Source organism: Halococcus sp. IIIV-5B, assembly GCF_003602035.1.
Lineage (GTDB): Archaea > Halobacteriota > Halobacteria > Halobacteriales > Halococcaceae > Halococcus > Halococcus salsus.
The window spans coordinates 148,869-165,751 of record NZ_QZWE01000001.1 but is presented as its reverse complement, the minus strand read 5'-3'; the positions used below and the strand labels follow the sequence as shown (position 1 = coordinate 165,751).

General features: G+C 55.5%; 13 protein-coding genes and 1 pseudogene. 7 read left to right on the top strand and 7 right to left on the bottom strand.

The window, feature by feature from the left end; translation table 11 throughout:
- Window positions 1–120 precede the first annotated feature (120 nt).
- Window positions 121–545: pseudogene (locus D3261_RS20965) on the top strand (TrmB family transcriptional regulator); the annotation flags it as partial.
- Window positions 546–1,099: 554 nt separating this feature from the next.
- Here the strand turns inward: D3261_RS20965 and D3261_RS00685 are convergent.
- Window positions 1,100–1,516: a universal stress protein gene (locus D3261_RS00685; protein WP_120067759.1), complete on the bottom strand. Its 417-nt coding sequence runs from the start codon at window positions 1,514–1,516 to the stop codon at window positions 1,100–1,102.
- A gap of 452 nt (window positions 1,517–1,968) precedes the next feature.
- Window positions 1,969–3,561 carry a sodium/solute symporter gene (locus D3261_RS00680; protein WP_120067757.1) on the bottom strand — a complete coding sequence of 531 codons (1,593 nt, stop codon included), beginning with the start codon at window positions 3,559–3,561 and terminating at the stop codon, window positions 1,969–1,971.
- 1,007 nt (window positions 3,562–4,568) lie between these two features.
- Between D3261_RS00680 and D3261_RS00675 the strand changes: the two genes are divergently transcribed.
- The 5 genes from D3261_RS00675 to D3261_RS00655 all read left to right on the top strand — a co-directional run bounded on the left by D3261_RS00675 (window position 4,569) and on the right by D3261_RS00655 (window position 10,534).
- Window positions 4,569–5,333 (top strand): IclR family transcriptional regulator, encoded by a 765-nt coding sequence (locus D3261_RS00675; RefSeq protein ID WP_120067755.1) that lies wholly within the window; start codon window positions 4,569–4,571, stop codon window positions 5,331–5,333.
- Window positions 5,334–5,462: 129 nt separating this feature from the next.
- Window positions 5,463–6,677 (top strand): enolase C-terminal domain-like protein, encoded by a 1,215-nt coding sequence (locus D3261_RS00670; protein WP_120067754.1) that lies wholly within the window; start codon window positions 5,463–5,465, stop codon window positions 6,675–6,677.
- A 2-nt stretch (window positions 6,678–6,679) separates the two neighbouring features.
- Window positions 6,680–7,708, top strand: coding sequence for an LLM class flavin-dependent oxidoreductase (locus tag D3261_RS00665; protein ID WP_120067752.1), 1,029 nt, complete (start codon window positions 6,680–6,682; stop codon window positions 7,706–7,708).
- 85 nt (window positions 7,709–7,793) lie between these two features.
- Window positions 7,794–8,303 (top strand): LUD domain-containing protein, encoded by a 510-nt coding sequence (locus D3261_RS00660; protein WP_120067750.1) that lies wholly within the window; start codon window positions 7,794–7,796, stop codon window positions 8,301–8,303.
- A gap of 59 nt (window positions 8,304–8,362) precedes the next feature.
- The gene (locus tag D3261_RS00655) at window positions 8,363–10,534 is read left to right on the top strand and encodes an LUD domain-containing protein (RefSeq protein ID WP_120068197.1); all 2,172 of its coding nucleotides are present in this window, start codon (window positions 8,363–8,365) and stop codon (window positions 10,532–10,534) included.
- 57 nt (window positions 10,535–10,591) lie between these two features.
- Here the strand turns inward: D3261_RS00655 and D3261_RS00650 are convergent, their stop codons facing one another.
- The 5 genes from D3261_RS00650 to D3261_RS00630 all read right to left on the bottom strand — a co-directional run bounded on the left by D3261_RS00650 (window position 10,592) and on the right by D3261_RS00630 (window position 15,259).
- The gene (locus D3261_RS00650; protein ID WP_120067748.1) at window positions 10,592–11,623 is read right to left on the bottom strand and encodes a zinc-binding dehydrogenase; all 1,032 of its coding nucleotides are present in this window, start codon (window positions 11,621–11,623) and stop codon (window positions 10,592–10,594) included.
- A gap of 55 nt (window positions 11,624–11,678) precedes the next feature.
- Window positions 11,679–11,987: a GntP family permease gene (locus D3261_RS00645; protein WP_255409178.1), complete on the bottom strand. Its 309-nt coding sequence runs from the start codon at window positions 11,985–11,987 to the stop codon at window positions 11,679–11,681.
- Window positions 11,988–12,157: 170 nt separating this feature from the next.
- Window positions 12,158–13,141 carry an alpha/beta hydrolase gene (locus tag D3261_RS00640; RefSeq protein ID WP_120067745.1) on the bottom strand — a complete coding sequence of 328 codons (984 nt, stop codon included), beginning with the start codon at window positions 13,139–13,141 and terminating at the stop codon, window positions 12,158–12,160.
- Between the two features lie 227 nt (window positions 13,142–13,368).
- Window positions 13,369–14,250 (bottom strand): carbohydrate ABC transporter permease, encoded by an 882-nt coding sequence (locus D3261_RS00635; protein ID WP_120067744.1) that lies wholly within the window; start codon window positions 14,248–14,250, stop codon window positions 13,369–13,371.
- A gap of 43 nt (window positions 14,251–14,293) precedes the next feature.
- Window positions 14,294–15,259 (bottom strand): carbohydrate ABC transporter permease, encoded by a 966-nt coding sequence (locus D3261_RS00630; protein WP_120067742.1) that lies wholly within the window; start codon window positions 15,257–15,259, stop codon window positions 14,294–14,296.
- 363 nt (window positions 15,260–15,622) lie between these two features.
- Here D3261_RS00630 and D3261_RS00625 point away from each other — a divergent pair, with 363 nt between their 5' ends.
- Window positions 15,623–16,786, top strand: coding sequence for an ABC transporter ATP-binding protein (locus D3261_RS00625; protein ID WP_120067740.1), 1,164 nt, complete (start codon window positions 15,623–15,625; stop codon window positions 16,784–16,786).
- The last annotated feature ends 97 nt before the right edge of the window (window positions 16,787–16,883 follow it).

Sequence of the window (16,883 nt, the reverse complement as noted above, 5' to 3'; positions counted from 1 at the left end):
CCATTCAAAAAAAAAAATTACACCATCGCAGGATTCCGATACAATTATCTGGGAAAGAACTCCAACAGCCTTGCCTCCCAAACTCGGTCGAGGGCTGTCGAATGGCAGGCCGACCTCTCCTCCGAACAGATCGACCGTAACGCAGGTACGATCCGGAATCAGATGCAGAGCTTGAAAGCTCTCCAGCTAGTCGAGAGTGTTCCGGGGCCGAAGGGTAGCTACAAGCCGATGGCGAACGCGTACAACACGCTCGACATCGAAGAGATGGATGAACCTGCCTCCATTCCGCTGAGTTACAACGGTGACCCTATCGACGAACAAGTCATCTAGAATATCAATCTCATGAGCGTCCACCATCCCGAGAAATACCGGGCCGAGCTTCGATTGCAAGGCTCAGTACGGGACTTCCATGAAGGCGATTCTATCATCGTGGGTCGACACCGAAATCGAGTCTCGTGATCACTGGCACAATTGATGAGGTTGTCAATTCCGATAACAAGCTCATCATCAGAACAGAGGCGATGGAAGCACCCGTCGACAGATAGTACAACCCTGACCTCGGAAGTAGAAAATATTTACGTATTTTCTGCGCATCGTATCACTACCTCTATTGAAACAAGATATTCTTGGATGACTCTCAATCGAGACTCACAGCAGGAAGAAAACAGAAATTAGAATGAGAGTCACCGAATTTAGCTCCGAAATTGGCAGACTTAGCAAGAATAGTTCGAAATATCTGATGAAATAGAAGATTCTGGAATTAGATATTTCAATGACTTAAACAACGAATGCTACTATATTTATTATATTTGAGTAGATTTGTTTCTTATATCTTTTCATTGCTACAACCCGTTTGAGGATATTAGCGGCAGTTCAAACAGCTACTAAGATATCTTACAAAAATAACCTCTAGAATCTAAAATACAGTACGTCCTGTACTCAGTATAGATACCCGGACACAACACATAATTACTTATAACTAGCTATATAGAAGAGACCCTGTTTCTATCCGAACTATTCGGCAGGATGATTGATGGGAAAACAGAGCTATTACATGTCTATCTGGGTTCTCAACCAAATTTTCGATCTTCGAATATAGCTACTCGCCCGATTGATCAGCGATAACGACAGGTGCTGCTGAATTGAGTAATACCTTCTGAGCGACACTTCCAAGAATTGCTTTCCCTGCTGGTGAACGTTTTCGCGATCCAACCACGATATAATTGGCATCTATCTCTTCAGCTCTATCAGTAACCTGACTCGCAACCCGTTCAGCTGGATCATTCACTTCCCAGAAAGAGGGCTCTTTGTCAATCTCTATTGTTGTGTCATCAATTTCACCGATATCATCTCGGACTCTCTTTTCGATCGTCTCTTTCATCTCCATCTCGTCGTCAGAGTCAGAGATTACCTGTAGTATTACTTGTTCTTCTCCAAAAGTATTTGCCAATTCGTTTCCAACGGACAAGACGGGTTTAGTCTCGGAATTTATATCAATTACTGTGAGTATGGCCATGTTATAGTTTGGCCAGTATACAGCTTAAGTGTTATGACAGTGTTTCTTTCCCTATTGGTAGACTCTACTTTGAAATCTCTACTCTCTCATTTTCTCCAGCAGGTCGGAACAAGGTCATAGAGAACCGCAACCCAGTCCAGCCTTTTACCATCATACTCCATATCCGTTTCAGAGGCTACTATTCAGCTTATGACCTCCTCGATCGGATAAGTAGATAGATGCCGATTACAATGTAAATTGCGCCAGATAACAAATCCATGAGTACTGGATTCCACACATAATCTCGTGGCATATTTGCAATGAGTGGTGTAAGAACCACTAGAATTCCCATTGTAGTAACGACCGTTCCTGCAAACAGCTCTACTGGTAGGTCGTAATGGTTCTGTTCATCCCCGTTGCGTGTAGCCGATATTTCTTCTGACATTGTTGGTTTTGTGATTTTGCTTCGTCTCTTAGAACACGACTAGCGCGCTGACGAACGTCAAGACGGCTAGTCCTGTTGTAGCTATTGCCGCACGCTTTACTCTTGATGAGATTGTTGTAGTAGTCTCATCACGGACATCATGTATAAATCCAGTGGGGGTTTCACTCTCTCTGGATGAAGAGATAGTACTTGTCACTATAATCACCAATGAGATGGCGATGAAGGAGTAGAACGAGCGAATATAGGTTGCGTCATGTCCCAGGGTGAATCCCAAAATGATGCTAAGAATCACTCCCACAACGATCCCTGCTAAGGCACCGGTCGTTGTAGCTCGATCCCAAAGTCCACCTACAACAGATACAGCTGCAAACGTAGGCATGATAATCACCAGGAGTGACTGAGCAACCAAATACATCGAGTCTTGTAGGGAGAAGTAGTATGCCATGCCGATGGACAGCACTACAAAGATTATCCCGGCGATTTTTCCAACCAAAACATAATGCTCTGGCTGTCGACCTGAAGCTACAAATCGCCGGTATACCCGCTCTGTGAACAGCGTCTGAAACGCATTTAGTTGGGAATCAAAACTGGAGAGTACCCCTGCAATCAGCCCGACGATAATCACACCGTAAAGCCCCGGTGGCATTGTCTCTCGTATGAGCATCGGCATTGCTCTATCGGACACTCCCAGATCTGGGAAGAGCGCTGCTGCAATGACTCCAGGAAGCAGAATAAAGAGGGGTACAAGTATTGCATACCAGATTCCAGTGTACAGGTACCCGAGCTGCGCAGAGTCTGAGCTTTCACCAGCTAGTGGACGCTGGAGGATCTGTGATTCAGCACCCCAATATGAGATCGACTGAGTGATGAATCCGAGATAAAGGATTGATAGCGCGATAGGCCCACCCAAGGGGAAATCTGCTAATAAAGGGTGGTCGGTAGGCGTCATCGAAGACTGGTACGACTGAACATTGTCCACAATCCCGGATACACCACCAACCAGATCCAGTGAAGCGGGTAGGAGTAGAGCCAATGGTACAAACATGAGAATGAACTGAATGGTGTCCGAACCTGCCACTGCCCCAAATCCACCGAGGAGAGTGTATATGCTTCCTACAGCCACTACGAGCGCAACAGAGAACCATAAGTCCCATCCCAACAAAGTGTTCAAGACGAGCGATCCCGCATAAATGTACAGACCCATATTGATGAACATCCACACAAACGTCCAAATAAAATCGTAAGCATCCCCTACGGGGCTTGCAAATCGTTTGTTTAGCCATTCACCTAGTGAAAAAGCCTGTATTTCACGTATAAATGGTATTATTGCAATGGTAACAATAACTATGGCGATTGCAGTTGAAATTGGGGTCATAAGACCAATTATTCCGAAAGCGTAGGCAAAGCCTGCCAATCCAATAAAATCATTTGCATTCAGGTTCGTCGCTACTGTCGAGAATGCCTGAACCCAAGGAGGGAGAGATCGGTCCGCAAGAAACGTACTTGATGAATCAACTGCGCTACCTCTCATATAGAGTCCAAAAGCAATCAAGGAGAGCAGAAACACTCCAATTGCTATCCACTCTGTAGCTACTAACGATGGCACGCTCTGTATGAGCATCTGAATCCACTACAGAAGGGATTATATTTATAATTTTCCCTAGTGCTCGTGATAATGAACGACATTGCCAGTCATCTGGAATCATGGGGTGAAAAATAGCGTGTAAGAAAGAACGCGATAGAAGGATATTTTTCCTACTGACTTTCGGCATGGTTGGCTGAAAAGTGAGACGACCCTCTCTGGAAGACCTCGGCATGAATCTGATACTCAATATATCACAAAGCGTAGACAATGCCCCTTCTTACGATATGGAGAAGATACCTGTAGGACGCTCTAAATCCACGTGCACCCACTGGCGCAGTCGTTTGACTATCACGATGTATATACAACACAATTTGGAAGCAGTAAATCCGTGCAACCCGACATGGAGGAGTTCACTCGGTGAATGGCTGTCTCTGGAATAGGATACACCCACCCTATGGCGTTTCTTTCGGAATCGCTGGTTAGCGGTCCAGCAATCTTTCCGCTTTAATATTGGATACCTGAACAGTCAGACTATCTTCACCCATCTCGGTGTGATCGAGATATGCTTTTAGGCGCTGGAGTTTCGGTTCATCCTCTCAAACTACCTGCAAGTCGACTTTGGCTCAAGCTGTACTAGTGGCTACCACTACCGCCTATACCACGATTTAGATGTCCGGACCTACCGGACTTCACAGAACTGCAATCCGTGGCTAGCAATCCAAAATAGGGAAAATTCTCAGCTGTGAGCTCTTGTGTCTCTTGTCCACGTACATTCAACATCTATAGCCATAGATGGGCGTCCGATAGGGCCGGACGGTCTTCTAAGAACGAATTCTTCCTCCAGAAACGAACAATCGTCACTGGCACAGTACGTAACGACGGTATGCGTGTTACGAGTTTCAGAGCGAATCAAACATATCTGACAAGCGATCTCTATTTCTTCTCCAATGCTGATATTTATGGATCGACAGCATTAGCTACCTCGAATCTGCCATGTACGGCAGAACCGGACAATACTTATGGCTACAGTGTAAATGAGAGTCATGGGCAACAATACCACGCTGCCGGTGCAAGCAACACAAACCTCTTTCGAGGTCATTGAAGCGCTTCGTCAAGCTGACGGAGCAGGAGTTCGAGAACTCGCTGCGCACTTGTCCGTTCCGAAAAGCACGGTTCACGACCACCTCCGGACGCTCACGGAGATGGGCTATGTGGTGCAAATTGATGGGGCATACAGGCCGAGCCTTCGATTCCTCGAGATCGGTGGTGAGACGCGTAAGCGAATGGCGATTCACCGAGTTGCCAAGCCAGAGATCCAAGAACTCGCTATTGAAACCGGTGACCACGCGAATCTCATGGTTGAGGAAGATGGATATGGAATCTTCCTTTCGAAATCCGAAGGCCAGCGTACTGTGAATCTTGATACGTACGCTGGAATGCGAGTTCACCTCCACACTACTGCACTGGGAAAGTCGATGCTCGCGTTCATGGACGAGGACCGACGGAGCTCGATTCTTGACCGACGTGGACTACCGGCAGTCACCGAGTACACTATTGATGACGAGGAGACTCTTCGGGCGGAATTCGAGGAAATCCGTGAACGTGGCTACGCCGTTGATGATGAGGAGCGCGTCAAGGGGATGCGGTGTGTCGCTGCGCCTGTGATCGGTACCGACGGTACCGTGCTAGCTGCGGTTAGCGTTTCGAGTCCCAAAAGTCGGATGCGCGGTGACCGCTTTGAGGTCGAAGTCCCGAGTGAGGTCCAGAGCACAGTGAACGTCATTGAGGTAAACATCGTCCACGAATAGCCGTCCGCTATAACCGGACAGCTCTTTCATGACTTCCCAGCACAATGGGCTCAAACCGGTGTAAGCAAACACTTAACCGTCGCTTCGCTGTAGGCGGGAATGCGCACGATACACGCGCCTTCGACAGTCATGCAGATAACCAACATTTCAGCGACGAACGTCAGCTCGGACTCGTGGGGCGAGTTCGTGGAGTTCCCGCTCGTCACCGTGATGAGCAAGTTTGAGGAGTACAACAACGCCGACGGCGACAACCCCCAGGCCCGGCGGGACTGGATGGGGCCTGTCGGGGACGTGGTAGTCGAGGTCGAGACCGACGCCGGAATTACTGGCGTGGGCCACGGCAACTGGGCCACCGGCGCGATATCGACCATCGTCGACGAGACCCTCTCGAAACTCATCGTCGGCGAGGACCCCCACGAACGCGAGCGCCTCTGGGACATGATGTATCGCGCGACGATCCCCTTCGGACGAAAGGGCGCGGCCATCGAGGCCATCAGCGCCGTGGACCTCGCGCTCTGGGATATCGCGGGCAAGGAGGTCGACAAGCCCGTCTACGAACTCCTCGGCGGTCCAGTTGACGAGGAGATCCCCGCGTACGCGAGCAACCTTCACCCTGTGGACCACGAGACGCTCGCCGAGGAAGCCGTCGAGTACGCCGAGGCGGGCTTCGACGCGATGAAACTCCGATTCCGGTACGGCCCCGAGGCCGGTCGAAAGGGCATGGCCGAGAACGAGGCCATCGTCGAAACGGTACGAGACGCGGTGGGCGACGACCTCGCGATCGCCGGCGACGCCTACATGGGCTGGAGCGTCCGGTACGCCAAGAAGATGCTCGGCCGGCTCGAACGCTACGACATGGAGTGGGTTGAGGAACCCGTTATCCCCGACGATCTGGATGGCTACGCCGCAGTCCGCGAGTCGTCGAGCGTACCGATCTCGGGCGGCGAGCACGAGTTCACCCGCTGGGGTTACAAGGAGATGCTCGAACGCGGCGCGGTCGACATCCTCCAGCCCGACGTGCATCGCTGCGGCGGGCTGACGGACATGCTGAAGGTCGACGCGATGGCGAGCACCTACGACGTCCCCGTGATTCCGCACTCGGGGACGAACCCCCACCTTCACTTCATCGCCGCCTCGACCAACGCCCCGATGGCGGAGTACTTCCCGATCCCCGAGTGGTACAAGGCGCGCCAGGAGGAGGCCGACGACCGCGAATCCACCTACGCCGACGCGATCTACGACAACCCGCCCGACGCGAACGGCGGAACGATCCCGCTGCCCGAGGGACCGGGGATCAGCGCAACGCTCAACCGCAAGGCGCTCGACCACTTCAGCATCGATTGACAATGGCCGACATTCAGTTCGAATACAACATCCCCGTCTTCGCGGGCGCGCCACACGAGGGGACCAATCCTGTTCACCGCGATACGCCGACGTACGAATCGCTCGAGTGGGCCGACACGAAGGAGGCGGTCCTGCTGGCCGAGGAGTTGGGGTTCGACGCCGCCTGGGCTCCCGACCATCTGATGCTGGGTCGCGATCACGCCGAGTACGAGTGCTGGACGCTCCTCTCCGCGCTCGCGGGGATGACCGACGACATCCGATTGGGATCGCTGGTGCTCTGTAACGACTACCGAAATCCCGCGCTGCTGGCGAAGATGGCCGCCACGCTCGACGTAGTCTCGGAGGGTCGGCTCGAGCTCGGCCTCGGCGCTGGCTGGCACGAACCCGAGTACGAGGCCTATGGTTGGGAGTACCGGGACGGCTTCGAGCGGCTGATGCGCCTCGACGAGTCGCTCCGGCTGATCAAACGTCTCTGGAACGACGATGGCTCGGGTGTCTCGTTTTCGGGCGACCGGTACGAGATCGAGGATGCCTACTGTACGCCCGGCCCGGTCCAGGACCCACACCCGCCGATCCTCGTTGGTGGCCAGGGCGAGCAGGTGACCTTGAAACTCGTCGCGAAACACGCCGACGTCTGGAATACTGATGTCTTCAACGGCGATGTCGAGACCCTCGAACACAAGATCGGCGTGATCGAGGACCACTGTGAGACCGTCGACCGCGACCCTGACGATCTAACGTATTCGTGGGATGGCCACGTGATCTGCACGCGCGACGAAGAAAAGCTGGACCGGCTCCTCGACCGGATGCTTCCGATTCAGTTCGAAGAGGAGTATCAGGACCAAGCCCCGATCGAAACCGAAGCTAACGCCCGTGAGTTCTTCGTGATGGGAACCCCCGAGGAGTGTGCCGAAGCCATCGAAAATCGGATCGATGCCGGGGTGACGAAGTTTCAGGGGTGGTTCATCGACTTCCCGGATACGAGCGGGATGGAACTGTTCGCCGACGAGGTCATGCCGCAGTTCGACTGATAGCTTCTCGATTTCGATCCCGCTTCGAGGCGTCATCACCCCGGTGATGCGAAGAATTTTTAGCGATGAACCCGATCGTTGGAGCATGTCCACTCGTTCCGTTGCCGAGTTCGAATCCTCGCTCGCGGACCTCGGCGTAACTCGAACTCGAACAACGACTGAGACGTTCGAAAGCGACCTTCAGGAGGCGATTCGCGAACCCGTCGTCGGCACACCAGTACCGATCGAGGGCGTCTCGTTCGGCGACCTTCCGATTACGATCCATCCCACACCGGCGGAACTCGATGCTGCGACCACCGGCGTTACGGCCGCCGAGTTTGCGGTCGCACCTTACGGCACCGTTGTAGTGGCCGACACACCCGATGGCGACGATCCAGTGAGCCTCTTTCCCGACCGCCACGTCGCGGTCGTCCGCGAGAGCGATATCCTCGATTCGATGGCGGCGGCATTCGATCGATTGGGGCCGCTGCTTCGTGACGAGCGTCGTGGCGCGATCCTCGCGACGGGACCGAGCGCCACCGCCGACATGGGGTCGCTGGTGAAGGGCGTCCACGGACCGAAGGAGGTCCACGTGTTGGTGGTGAGCGACCGATGAGTTCGGAATCCCCGTCCGGGAGCTCTCGTGAACGAAAGGCCGCGAAGCTCCGCGAGGTGATGCGAACCGAGGGCCAGCCCGTTGGCGAGAACACGCGGGGATTCAACACCGGGCGATACGACTCGGTCTCGACGCTTGAGGACTACGACGGACTGAAGAATCGAGCACGAGCGATCAAAGAGGATGCGATCGCGAACCTCCCCGACCTCATCGACCAACTCCATGAGACCGTCGAGAACAACGGCGGGACGGTCTACATCGCCGAGGACGCCGCCGACGCCAATCGCTACGTGGAGGAAGTCGTCGAATCGAAGGACGCCGATAGGCTAGTGAAGAGCAAGTCGATGACAACCGAGGAGATCGAGGTCAACGACCACCTCGAAGAAAGAGGAGTCGAAGTGGTCGAAACCGACCTCGGCGAGTGGGTGCTCCAGGTCGCCGACGAGGCCCCCTCACACATCGTCGCGCCCGCGATCCACAAATCGAGGCAGGGGATCGCGGATCTGTTCAACGCGCAGTTCGAGCCCGACGAACCCCTCGAAACCGCCGAAGAACTCACCGCGTTCGCGCGCGAGCAGTTGGGCGACCTCATTCAGGGGGCCGATATCGGAATGACCGGCGCGAACTTCATCACTGCCGATTCGGGCACGATGGCGCTCGTCACCAGCGAAGGCAACGCCCGGAAGACCGCAACTGTGCCGGACACCCACATTGCGGTCGCGGGCGTCGAGAAGGTTGTCCCACGTGTCGAGGATCTCCAGCCGTTCGTCGAACTTATCGGCCGGTCAGGCACGGGCCAGGACATCACCTCCTACATCTCGCTGCTGACCCCGCCTGCCAGTCCACCGCCGATCGACTTCGATTCCCTTGACTCCCCGAACCTCGGCGGCCGGAGCGCCGACGACCGCGATTTCCATCTCGTCCTCATCGACAACGGGCGAATGGCAATGCGCGAGGACGATCAACTGAAGGAGACGCTCTATTGCATCCGGTGCTCAGCGTGTTCGAACACCTGCGCAAACTTTCAGTCGGTCGGCGGCCATGCTTTCGGCGGCGAGACCTACTCGGGAGGCATAGCCACCGGCTGGGAAGCTGGAATCTATGGGGAAGAGACCGCCGGCGAGTTCAACGATCTCTGTACTGGGTGCTCGCGCTGTGTCGAGGCATGTCCGGTGAAAATCGATATCCCTTGGATCAACACTGTTGTCCGGGACCGGATAAATCGTGGCGAGGATGGAGAGTTCGACTGGCTTGTCGAAGGACTGACGCCTGACGAAGAGCCGGGTGGCGTCGATATTCAGAAACGACTGTTCGGCAACTACGCTACTCTCGCGAAATTCGGCAGCGCGACCGCGCCGCTCTCGAACCTGGTGACGGATCTTCCCGGCGTCCGCCCTCTCATGGAGCGTACTCTCGGCATCGCCAGCGAGCGCAACCTCCCCGAGTTCAAGCGCGAAACCCTCAGAAAGTGGTTCGAAGCGCGCGACGCGCCACGGAATTCGGGTCCAATTCGGACAGCCGTGCTCTACCCTGATACCTATACGAACCACGTTCAGGTTGAGCGCGGGAAAGCCGCCGTTCGGACTCTCGAAGCCCTTGGTGTCGAGGTCCACATCCCGAAAATCTCGTCAAGCGGGCGCGCACCGCTCTCTCAGGGGATGATCGCAACCGCGTCGGATCATGCCGAGCGGGTCGAAAATGCGCTCACGCCCCACCTCAACGCCGGGCGCGACGTAGTAGTAATCGAACCCTCGGACCTCGCGATGTTCCGCGGCGAGTACGAGCGATTCCTCTCGGACGAGCAATACGAAGCGGTTTCTGGGAACAGCTACGAGGTGCTGGAGTACGTCTACGGTTTGCTTGAGAACGGCGCGGAACCCGACTCTCTCTCGACGGGTGAGGGAAGCGAGATCGCCTACCACAGCCACTGTCAGCAGCGCACGATGGATCTTGAATCCCACACCACAGCGGTGCTCGACGCGCTTGGCTACAACGTGCTGACCTCAGACGTCGAGTGCTGCGGCATGGCAGGGAGTTTCGGCTATAAGACCGAATACTATGACGTCGCGATGGATGTCGGCGAGCGCCTCCACGAGCAGTTTACTACCAGTGAAACCGCCGACAGAACTGTGGTTGCGAGCGGGACGTCGTGTCTCGAACAGCTCGATTCGCTGCTCTCACGGCCCACGACCCACCCGGTACAGCTCATCGACCCGACGCGTACTCGATAGTAAAGAGCCCTCGCTCGTTCAAAAAGCAGCTTAGAAGAATTATTCGTACGGATTCGTTTAGTCGGCGAACGAGAAGACGGGTTTGCAGGTCTCTGAGGCGAGAAACGCCTCGAAGGCCGCCGAGGGGTCAGAAGAGGAGAATGAGTTGTCCATGATAGTTGATGCGTCGACCGCGTCGTTCTCGATCAGCCGGAGCGCCTGCTCAAAGTTGGTCCAGGTCGAGCCGTAGGAGGTATTGACGTCGACTTCTCCCCGCACAGAATCGGTGAAGGAGACGTTGCTCGCGCCGTTCGGGATGCCGACCATCACGACCTGCCCGCCCTTGCGGACGTGCTCGACGCCGGTCTCGATTCCCGAGTGGTGTCCCGTCGCATCGAAGATCACATCGAAGCCGCCGCCCACGGTCCGTTCGTCCACGACCTCGCCGAGGTCGGTCTCCTCGACATCGATGGTATCGATGCCGAGGTCACGAACGAGCGGAAGCCGGTATTCCGTGTCCTTGCCGAGTCCCGAGACCACGACGTTCGCGCCGAGTGAGTCGGCGACCGCCGCGGTCAACACCCCGATCGGGCCAGGCCCCTGGACGAGCACCGACTCACCAGGCTGGAGCGTCGAGCGGGTCAACACCGCGCGTGCGGCGATGCTCGTGGGTTCAGTTAGCGCGGCTTCGGAAAGCGGGACGCCGTCAGGAACTCGGTGGAGGTGCTGGGGTTCGACAGCCACGTAGTCGGTGTAGGCCCCGTCCCTGTGCATGCCGGTGATCGAGAAGTCCTGGCAGACGTTCGGCTGGCCGTTCTTGCATTGGAAACAATTCCCGCAGTCGTGGATAGGCTCCTCAATGATTCGGTCGCCTTCCGCGAACTCCTTGACGTCGCCGCCGACTGCCGCCACAGTCCCAGAGTACTCGTGGCCCATCACTCTGGGAATAGGAATCCATTCGTACCCACCGTCGTATTTGTAAGCGTGAGCATCGCTCCCACAGATCCCCGCGGTATGAACCCGAACCAACACCTCCGACGACTCTGGTGTGGGTTTCTCGCGTTCTTGCAGTTCGACCGTCTTCGCGCCCGTTTGTACGATTGCTTGCATTTTTGGAAGTCCCTCAGTGTTGACCACTGGTCGCCGAACGATCGGGTTACTCTCACTACCCCCGCTCCCTACTTATATCTCTGGATGAAATTTGTGTCACCGACTCGACACCACGGTCCACGCTTTCACGGACGAACATCATTGGAGCCAGCACGATGAGCGCGACACCGGAGAACACCGGGATCGCGACGACCACTCCCGATATCCCGACCGCGCACGGAACGTACACCATGTGAACCACTCGAACGAGCGTCGTCGCGATCCTGCACGCCCCGCCACACTCGGCGAAGAAGGTATCAATCATGACCCCAAAAACGAGCGGGATACCGATCGCTCCCATCAGGTCGCCGAACCCGGTTCTGATCGCGCCGTGGTTCTTACCAATCCGGGCCCTGAGGCGATCCCACTAGCGAAAGTTGAGGATCTTTAGCCTCGATTGACGGTCATAGGTGTGGTGAATCTTCTGACTGTCATCATAGTGAAGAAACACGTTGTACCGACTCAACTCGACCGAACTAGCCCACGAACGTCGGTTCACCGGATGGTCCGATCGAGGAACTGATTGATGGCTTCAGGGCCGGCAGGCGGGAGGTCCACAATGAGAGGATCCGGCGATTGACCTATCCCCAAGTGAGTCGTTTCGTACACCGATTGAGCATGGTTCGGCTCCGCCGCGAGCAGATCCATTGCCACGCGTTCGGACTCAATTCTCTCGACGGCCTCTGCCCAAACGTGATTCAAGTCATGTAACTCGTACCGGACTACGCTCACGCCGACGTCGTTCATCACATTGGAGAATTGGCGACTTTGCTCTACGCTTACCACCTCATCTTCGCGGCCGTGCATTAACAGCGTCGGAGGACTCTCGGGTGTGACATGAGAAACGGGGCTCGCTTGTACGTATCTGTCGGGGCAGTCGGATTGTGGTCCACCCAATAGTAACGGGATGATACCTTCGTCGGCATTTTCGGTAAGGGTAAAGTCGGAAACGCCATACCAGCTGATAATTGCCTGTACAGCGCCTGACTCTTCGGGCACAACGGTCTTCTCTACTTCGTCGGCAAAGGCGTCCCCTAGGTCGGTCACGTCGTCAATGACGCCCGCGAGCAGAGCGAGATGCCCGCCCGCAGACGACCCCCACGTGGCAACGCGCTCGGCGTCGTACCCGTATTCGTCGGCGTGGCCTCGAAGCCAGCGAATCCCGGCCTTCACGTCCACGAAATGATCGGGGAAACTACCCCTGGGTGTAGGGTTCGTCTGGTCGTACATCTCCTCGACTGCTGCATCTTTGGGGGCTTCCTGTAGGCGATAACTGACGCTGGCGATGGCGCAGTCCCATTCGTCGGCGTACCGCTCCGGACTCGGAACGTTCGTGCGCGTCTCCGAGATCCATCCGCCACCATGAATGTAGACGACGAGTGGAGGGTTTTCACTCTCTGGAACGTAGAGATCGAGGTTCATCTCGCCGTCCTCACGCACTACGTATGTGATGCCATTGTGGACTGTGATATCGTCCATATGAAGATGAAAGGGACAGGGTTGACAAAAAGACACCCTAATTTGTGGCGGTTGCTCCCGCCCACGTTCCCATCGTGATTCGAACTGGATCCTCCATCGATTGCTTCGCGGCTCTTGAGCGTTGAAGTCAGTAACCCATCGCTGGCGACTGATTGTCGGAGTTCACATTAGCGGCTCATTCTCGCGAACCGAGTAGGAAATTGCCTAAAAGAAGTGGGCTGGAAAGTTTACCCTTTCAGGCCGCCGAGGACGAATCCGCGCACGTAGTACTTCTGCATCGAGACGAACAGCACGACCATCGGGACCAACGTCAGTGCCGCGGCGGCCATCAGAGGTGCCCAAAGCGTGCTGACCTGACCCTGGAAGTAGCCCAGAGCGACCGGAAGGTTGTATAGTTCCGCGTCACGCGCGAGCACCAACGGCCAGAGGAAAGAATTCCAGACATTGATGAACGTGATGATCCCCAGCGTTACCAGCGCTGGTTTCATCATTGGGACCACGATGCGCCAGAAGACGCCGAAGCGCGAGCACCCATCCATTAGCGCCGCGTCCTCCAACGAAGAGGGTAGTGTTTTGATGAACTGTCGCATCAGGAACACACCGAAGCCGCCGATCGTGTGCGTGAGGATAATCCCTACCCGGGTGTTGACCAGACCGAGCTGGTTGAACATCAGGTACACCGGAATGAAGAGAATCATCGGCGAAATCATGATCGTCGCCAATACGGCGGCGAAAGTCACGTCGCGTCCGGTGAACTCTAAGCGGGCGAACGCGTACCCCGCCAGCGAGTCGAAGATAAGCACGACCAGCGTCGCGCCACCTGCGTACACCAGCGAGTTCACGAAGAACCCGAAGAACGCGCGGTCTAGCAGGGCCGTCTGCCCGAGCCAGACGTCGACGTAGTTCACGAAGCTCCAAGTCTCGGGGAGAAGTTTTGGCGGAACAACCGGATTCCAGCCTTCTCCCATCAGTGAGACCGAGATCATCAGCAGATACGGTCCCGCAGTGAATAGGGCGATAACGAGCAGATACGCGTGCGCTCCAAAGCGCTCCATCTTCCCTTTCGAGGTGTTGGGGTTCTCTAGGATGGTCTCGTGTTCGGAACTCATTGGACGATCACCTCATCGTGACGGTCGTCTGCTTGGTGCCGTTTCATTGGTAGTACTCCGCGTTGCCCTGTAGAGGCTTGTAGGTCAGTAGTGCGATGAGCGCAGTGACGATGAACATCAGGATCGCCGCGGCCGCAGACTGACCAAAGCTGTTGTACTGGAATGCCAGATTGTAGATGAAGTATGACGGGACCATCGTCGCGTTGAGGGGGCCACCTTGAGTCATTACGAAGACTGCACCGAAGCCCATCCGCAGCACGAGGACGAGCTGGATGACGACAAGGAAGAACGTCGTCGGCTTCATCAGCGGCCAAATTATATGTCTGACTTTCTGATACTTGTTGGCCCCATCCATCGCGGCCGATTCCATCACCGACGCCGGGAGTCCGGCTAATGCTGCCATGTATATCAACATGGATAGTCCGAAGCCCCACATTTGGGATACGATTATCGAGGGGAGCGCATAGGCTGGATCTGAAAGGAAGGGGATGTACGAATTGACCATCCCGAATTCGAGCAGGACCGCGTTGACGATCCCGCCCTCATTGGGGAACAAGACTAGTTTCCAGACGATCGCCCAGATAATCGGCGGCCCGGACACCGGAATGAGGAATGCCACCCGGTAGAGTGTGCTCCCTCGGAGCTTCTCTCTCAGCAAGAGTGCTGTTGAGAAGGAGAATATGATGTTCGTCGGGATAACGATTCCCGCGAGGAGGAATACGTTCTTCAGCGAGGTCCACCAGACGTCTTGTCCGAGAACCCATGCATAGTTTTCCAGTCCGATGAACTCACCCGGAAGGTTCACGAGGTTAGAATCAGTGAAGCTCAGGTACACCGCGAACACCATCGGGAACCCGATGACGAACAGGATGAGCGCGATTTTGCCTAGCACGAACGCCCACCCTTCGATGAACTCCTGTTGGGACAGCGTGAGGTTGTCGACGCTAAATCGCGATTGGTTCTCGGATTTGTTAATATTGATCGAGCCCTCTTGTGACTCAGAGGCCATCGGTGAACCACCCCTGTTGCTGTACAGGTGGTTCGTCCCTGCGAAGTTGGAAAGTGAATGCTGGTACTGTGTCAGGTGCCCGAAACTCGTCGTCCAGGCCAGCTAACGATTCCACGTGACGGACTGCCATACGAGAATTCTGACGGGGTCTTGTATGATAAATGTTTTTGTCGGAGTTGACGACGTCGATTCAAGCGCCGCTGGAACCGACCCATGTTCCGTTCAGTACGCGTCGCGCTCGCTGTTCTCGAACACGGACCCCGGTCGAAAAGCCGCCAAACCCGCTGTTCGAGCCGCTATCTAAAGTCAACAACACACACGAGCGAAAAACTTAATGCTTGTCAATTAGATTGGTGAGTATCCATGGGAGAGCTTAACTTAGAGACGCTTAAGAAAGAGTTCGGGGAAGCTGGCGGCAAACGCATCGTCGCTGTCGAAGACCTCGACATCGATATCGCCGACGGGGAGTTCTTGATCCTCGTCGGTCCGTCAGGATGTGGGAAATCGACAACGCTGCGCTGTATCGCCGGACTAGAGCAACCCACGAGCGGTGAGATCGTTCTCGACGGCGAAGCCGTGACACAACGCAAACCGAAAGACCGCAACATGGCGATGGTCTTCCAGAACTACGCGTTGTACCCGCATATGACCGCCCGGGAAAACATGGCGTTTGGGCTGCGAATGACGACGGACCTGTCGAATGACGAGATCGACGAACGGGTCGTCGACGCTTCCGAGGTGATGGATATCGAGGATCTGCTCGAGAAGAAGCCTGGCGAACTCTCTGGCGGTCAGCAACAACGTGTCGCGCTCGGACGAGCGATCGTCCGCGATCCCGAAGTGTTCCTGATGGACGAACCCCTCTCGAATCTGGACGCCAAGCTCAGGACACAGATGCGAACCGAACTCCAGGACCTCCAACAGAGATTGGATGTAACGACGATTTACGTCACCCACGATCAGACAGAGGCGATGACGATGGGCGACCGGATCGCGATCCTCAACGACGGCAAGCTCCAGCAGGTCGGCACCCCCTCAGAGTGCTATCAGGAGCCGGAGAACCAGTTCGTCGCGGGCTTCATCGGTTCGCCCTCGATGAATTTCTTCAACGTCAAACTCAACGACGGTGTGCTGGTTGGAGACGATTTCCAGGTATCGGTCTCGGACAATATCAATGCCGAACTTACCCATGCCGGATCAGAGTTCGTAATGGGCATTCGCCCCGAGGAGATCCTGACCCAAGACAAGGCCTCCGGTGAGGACGTATTCACCGTCGAGATCAACGTCGTCGAGCCGCTAGGCGACGTGACCTACCTCTATACGGAGATCGGCGGCAGCGAGGCGACGATCAGCGTCAACCGCAATACGGAGATCGAACCTGGAGACGAGATCCAGATTTCGTTCCCTCAGGATGAGATCCACGTCTTTGACTCTCAGAGCGGCGACGCGTTGATCACGCGCGGTACTCCGGCCAGTGAGGACCTCGCGAGCGAGGCGGACAGCAGTTCCACACGTTCAGAAGCCTGAATCCCGAACGGAACCCTGACCTCTGACGACCCGAATTTTCTGACTCGTACCCGATCGAACACTACCGTTGATCTCTGGGGTAACGCCTATCAGTGGC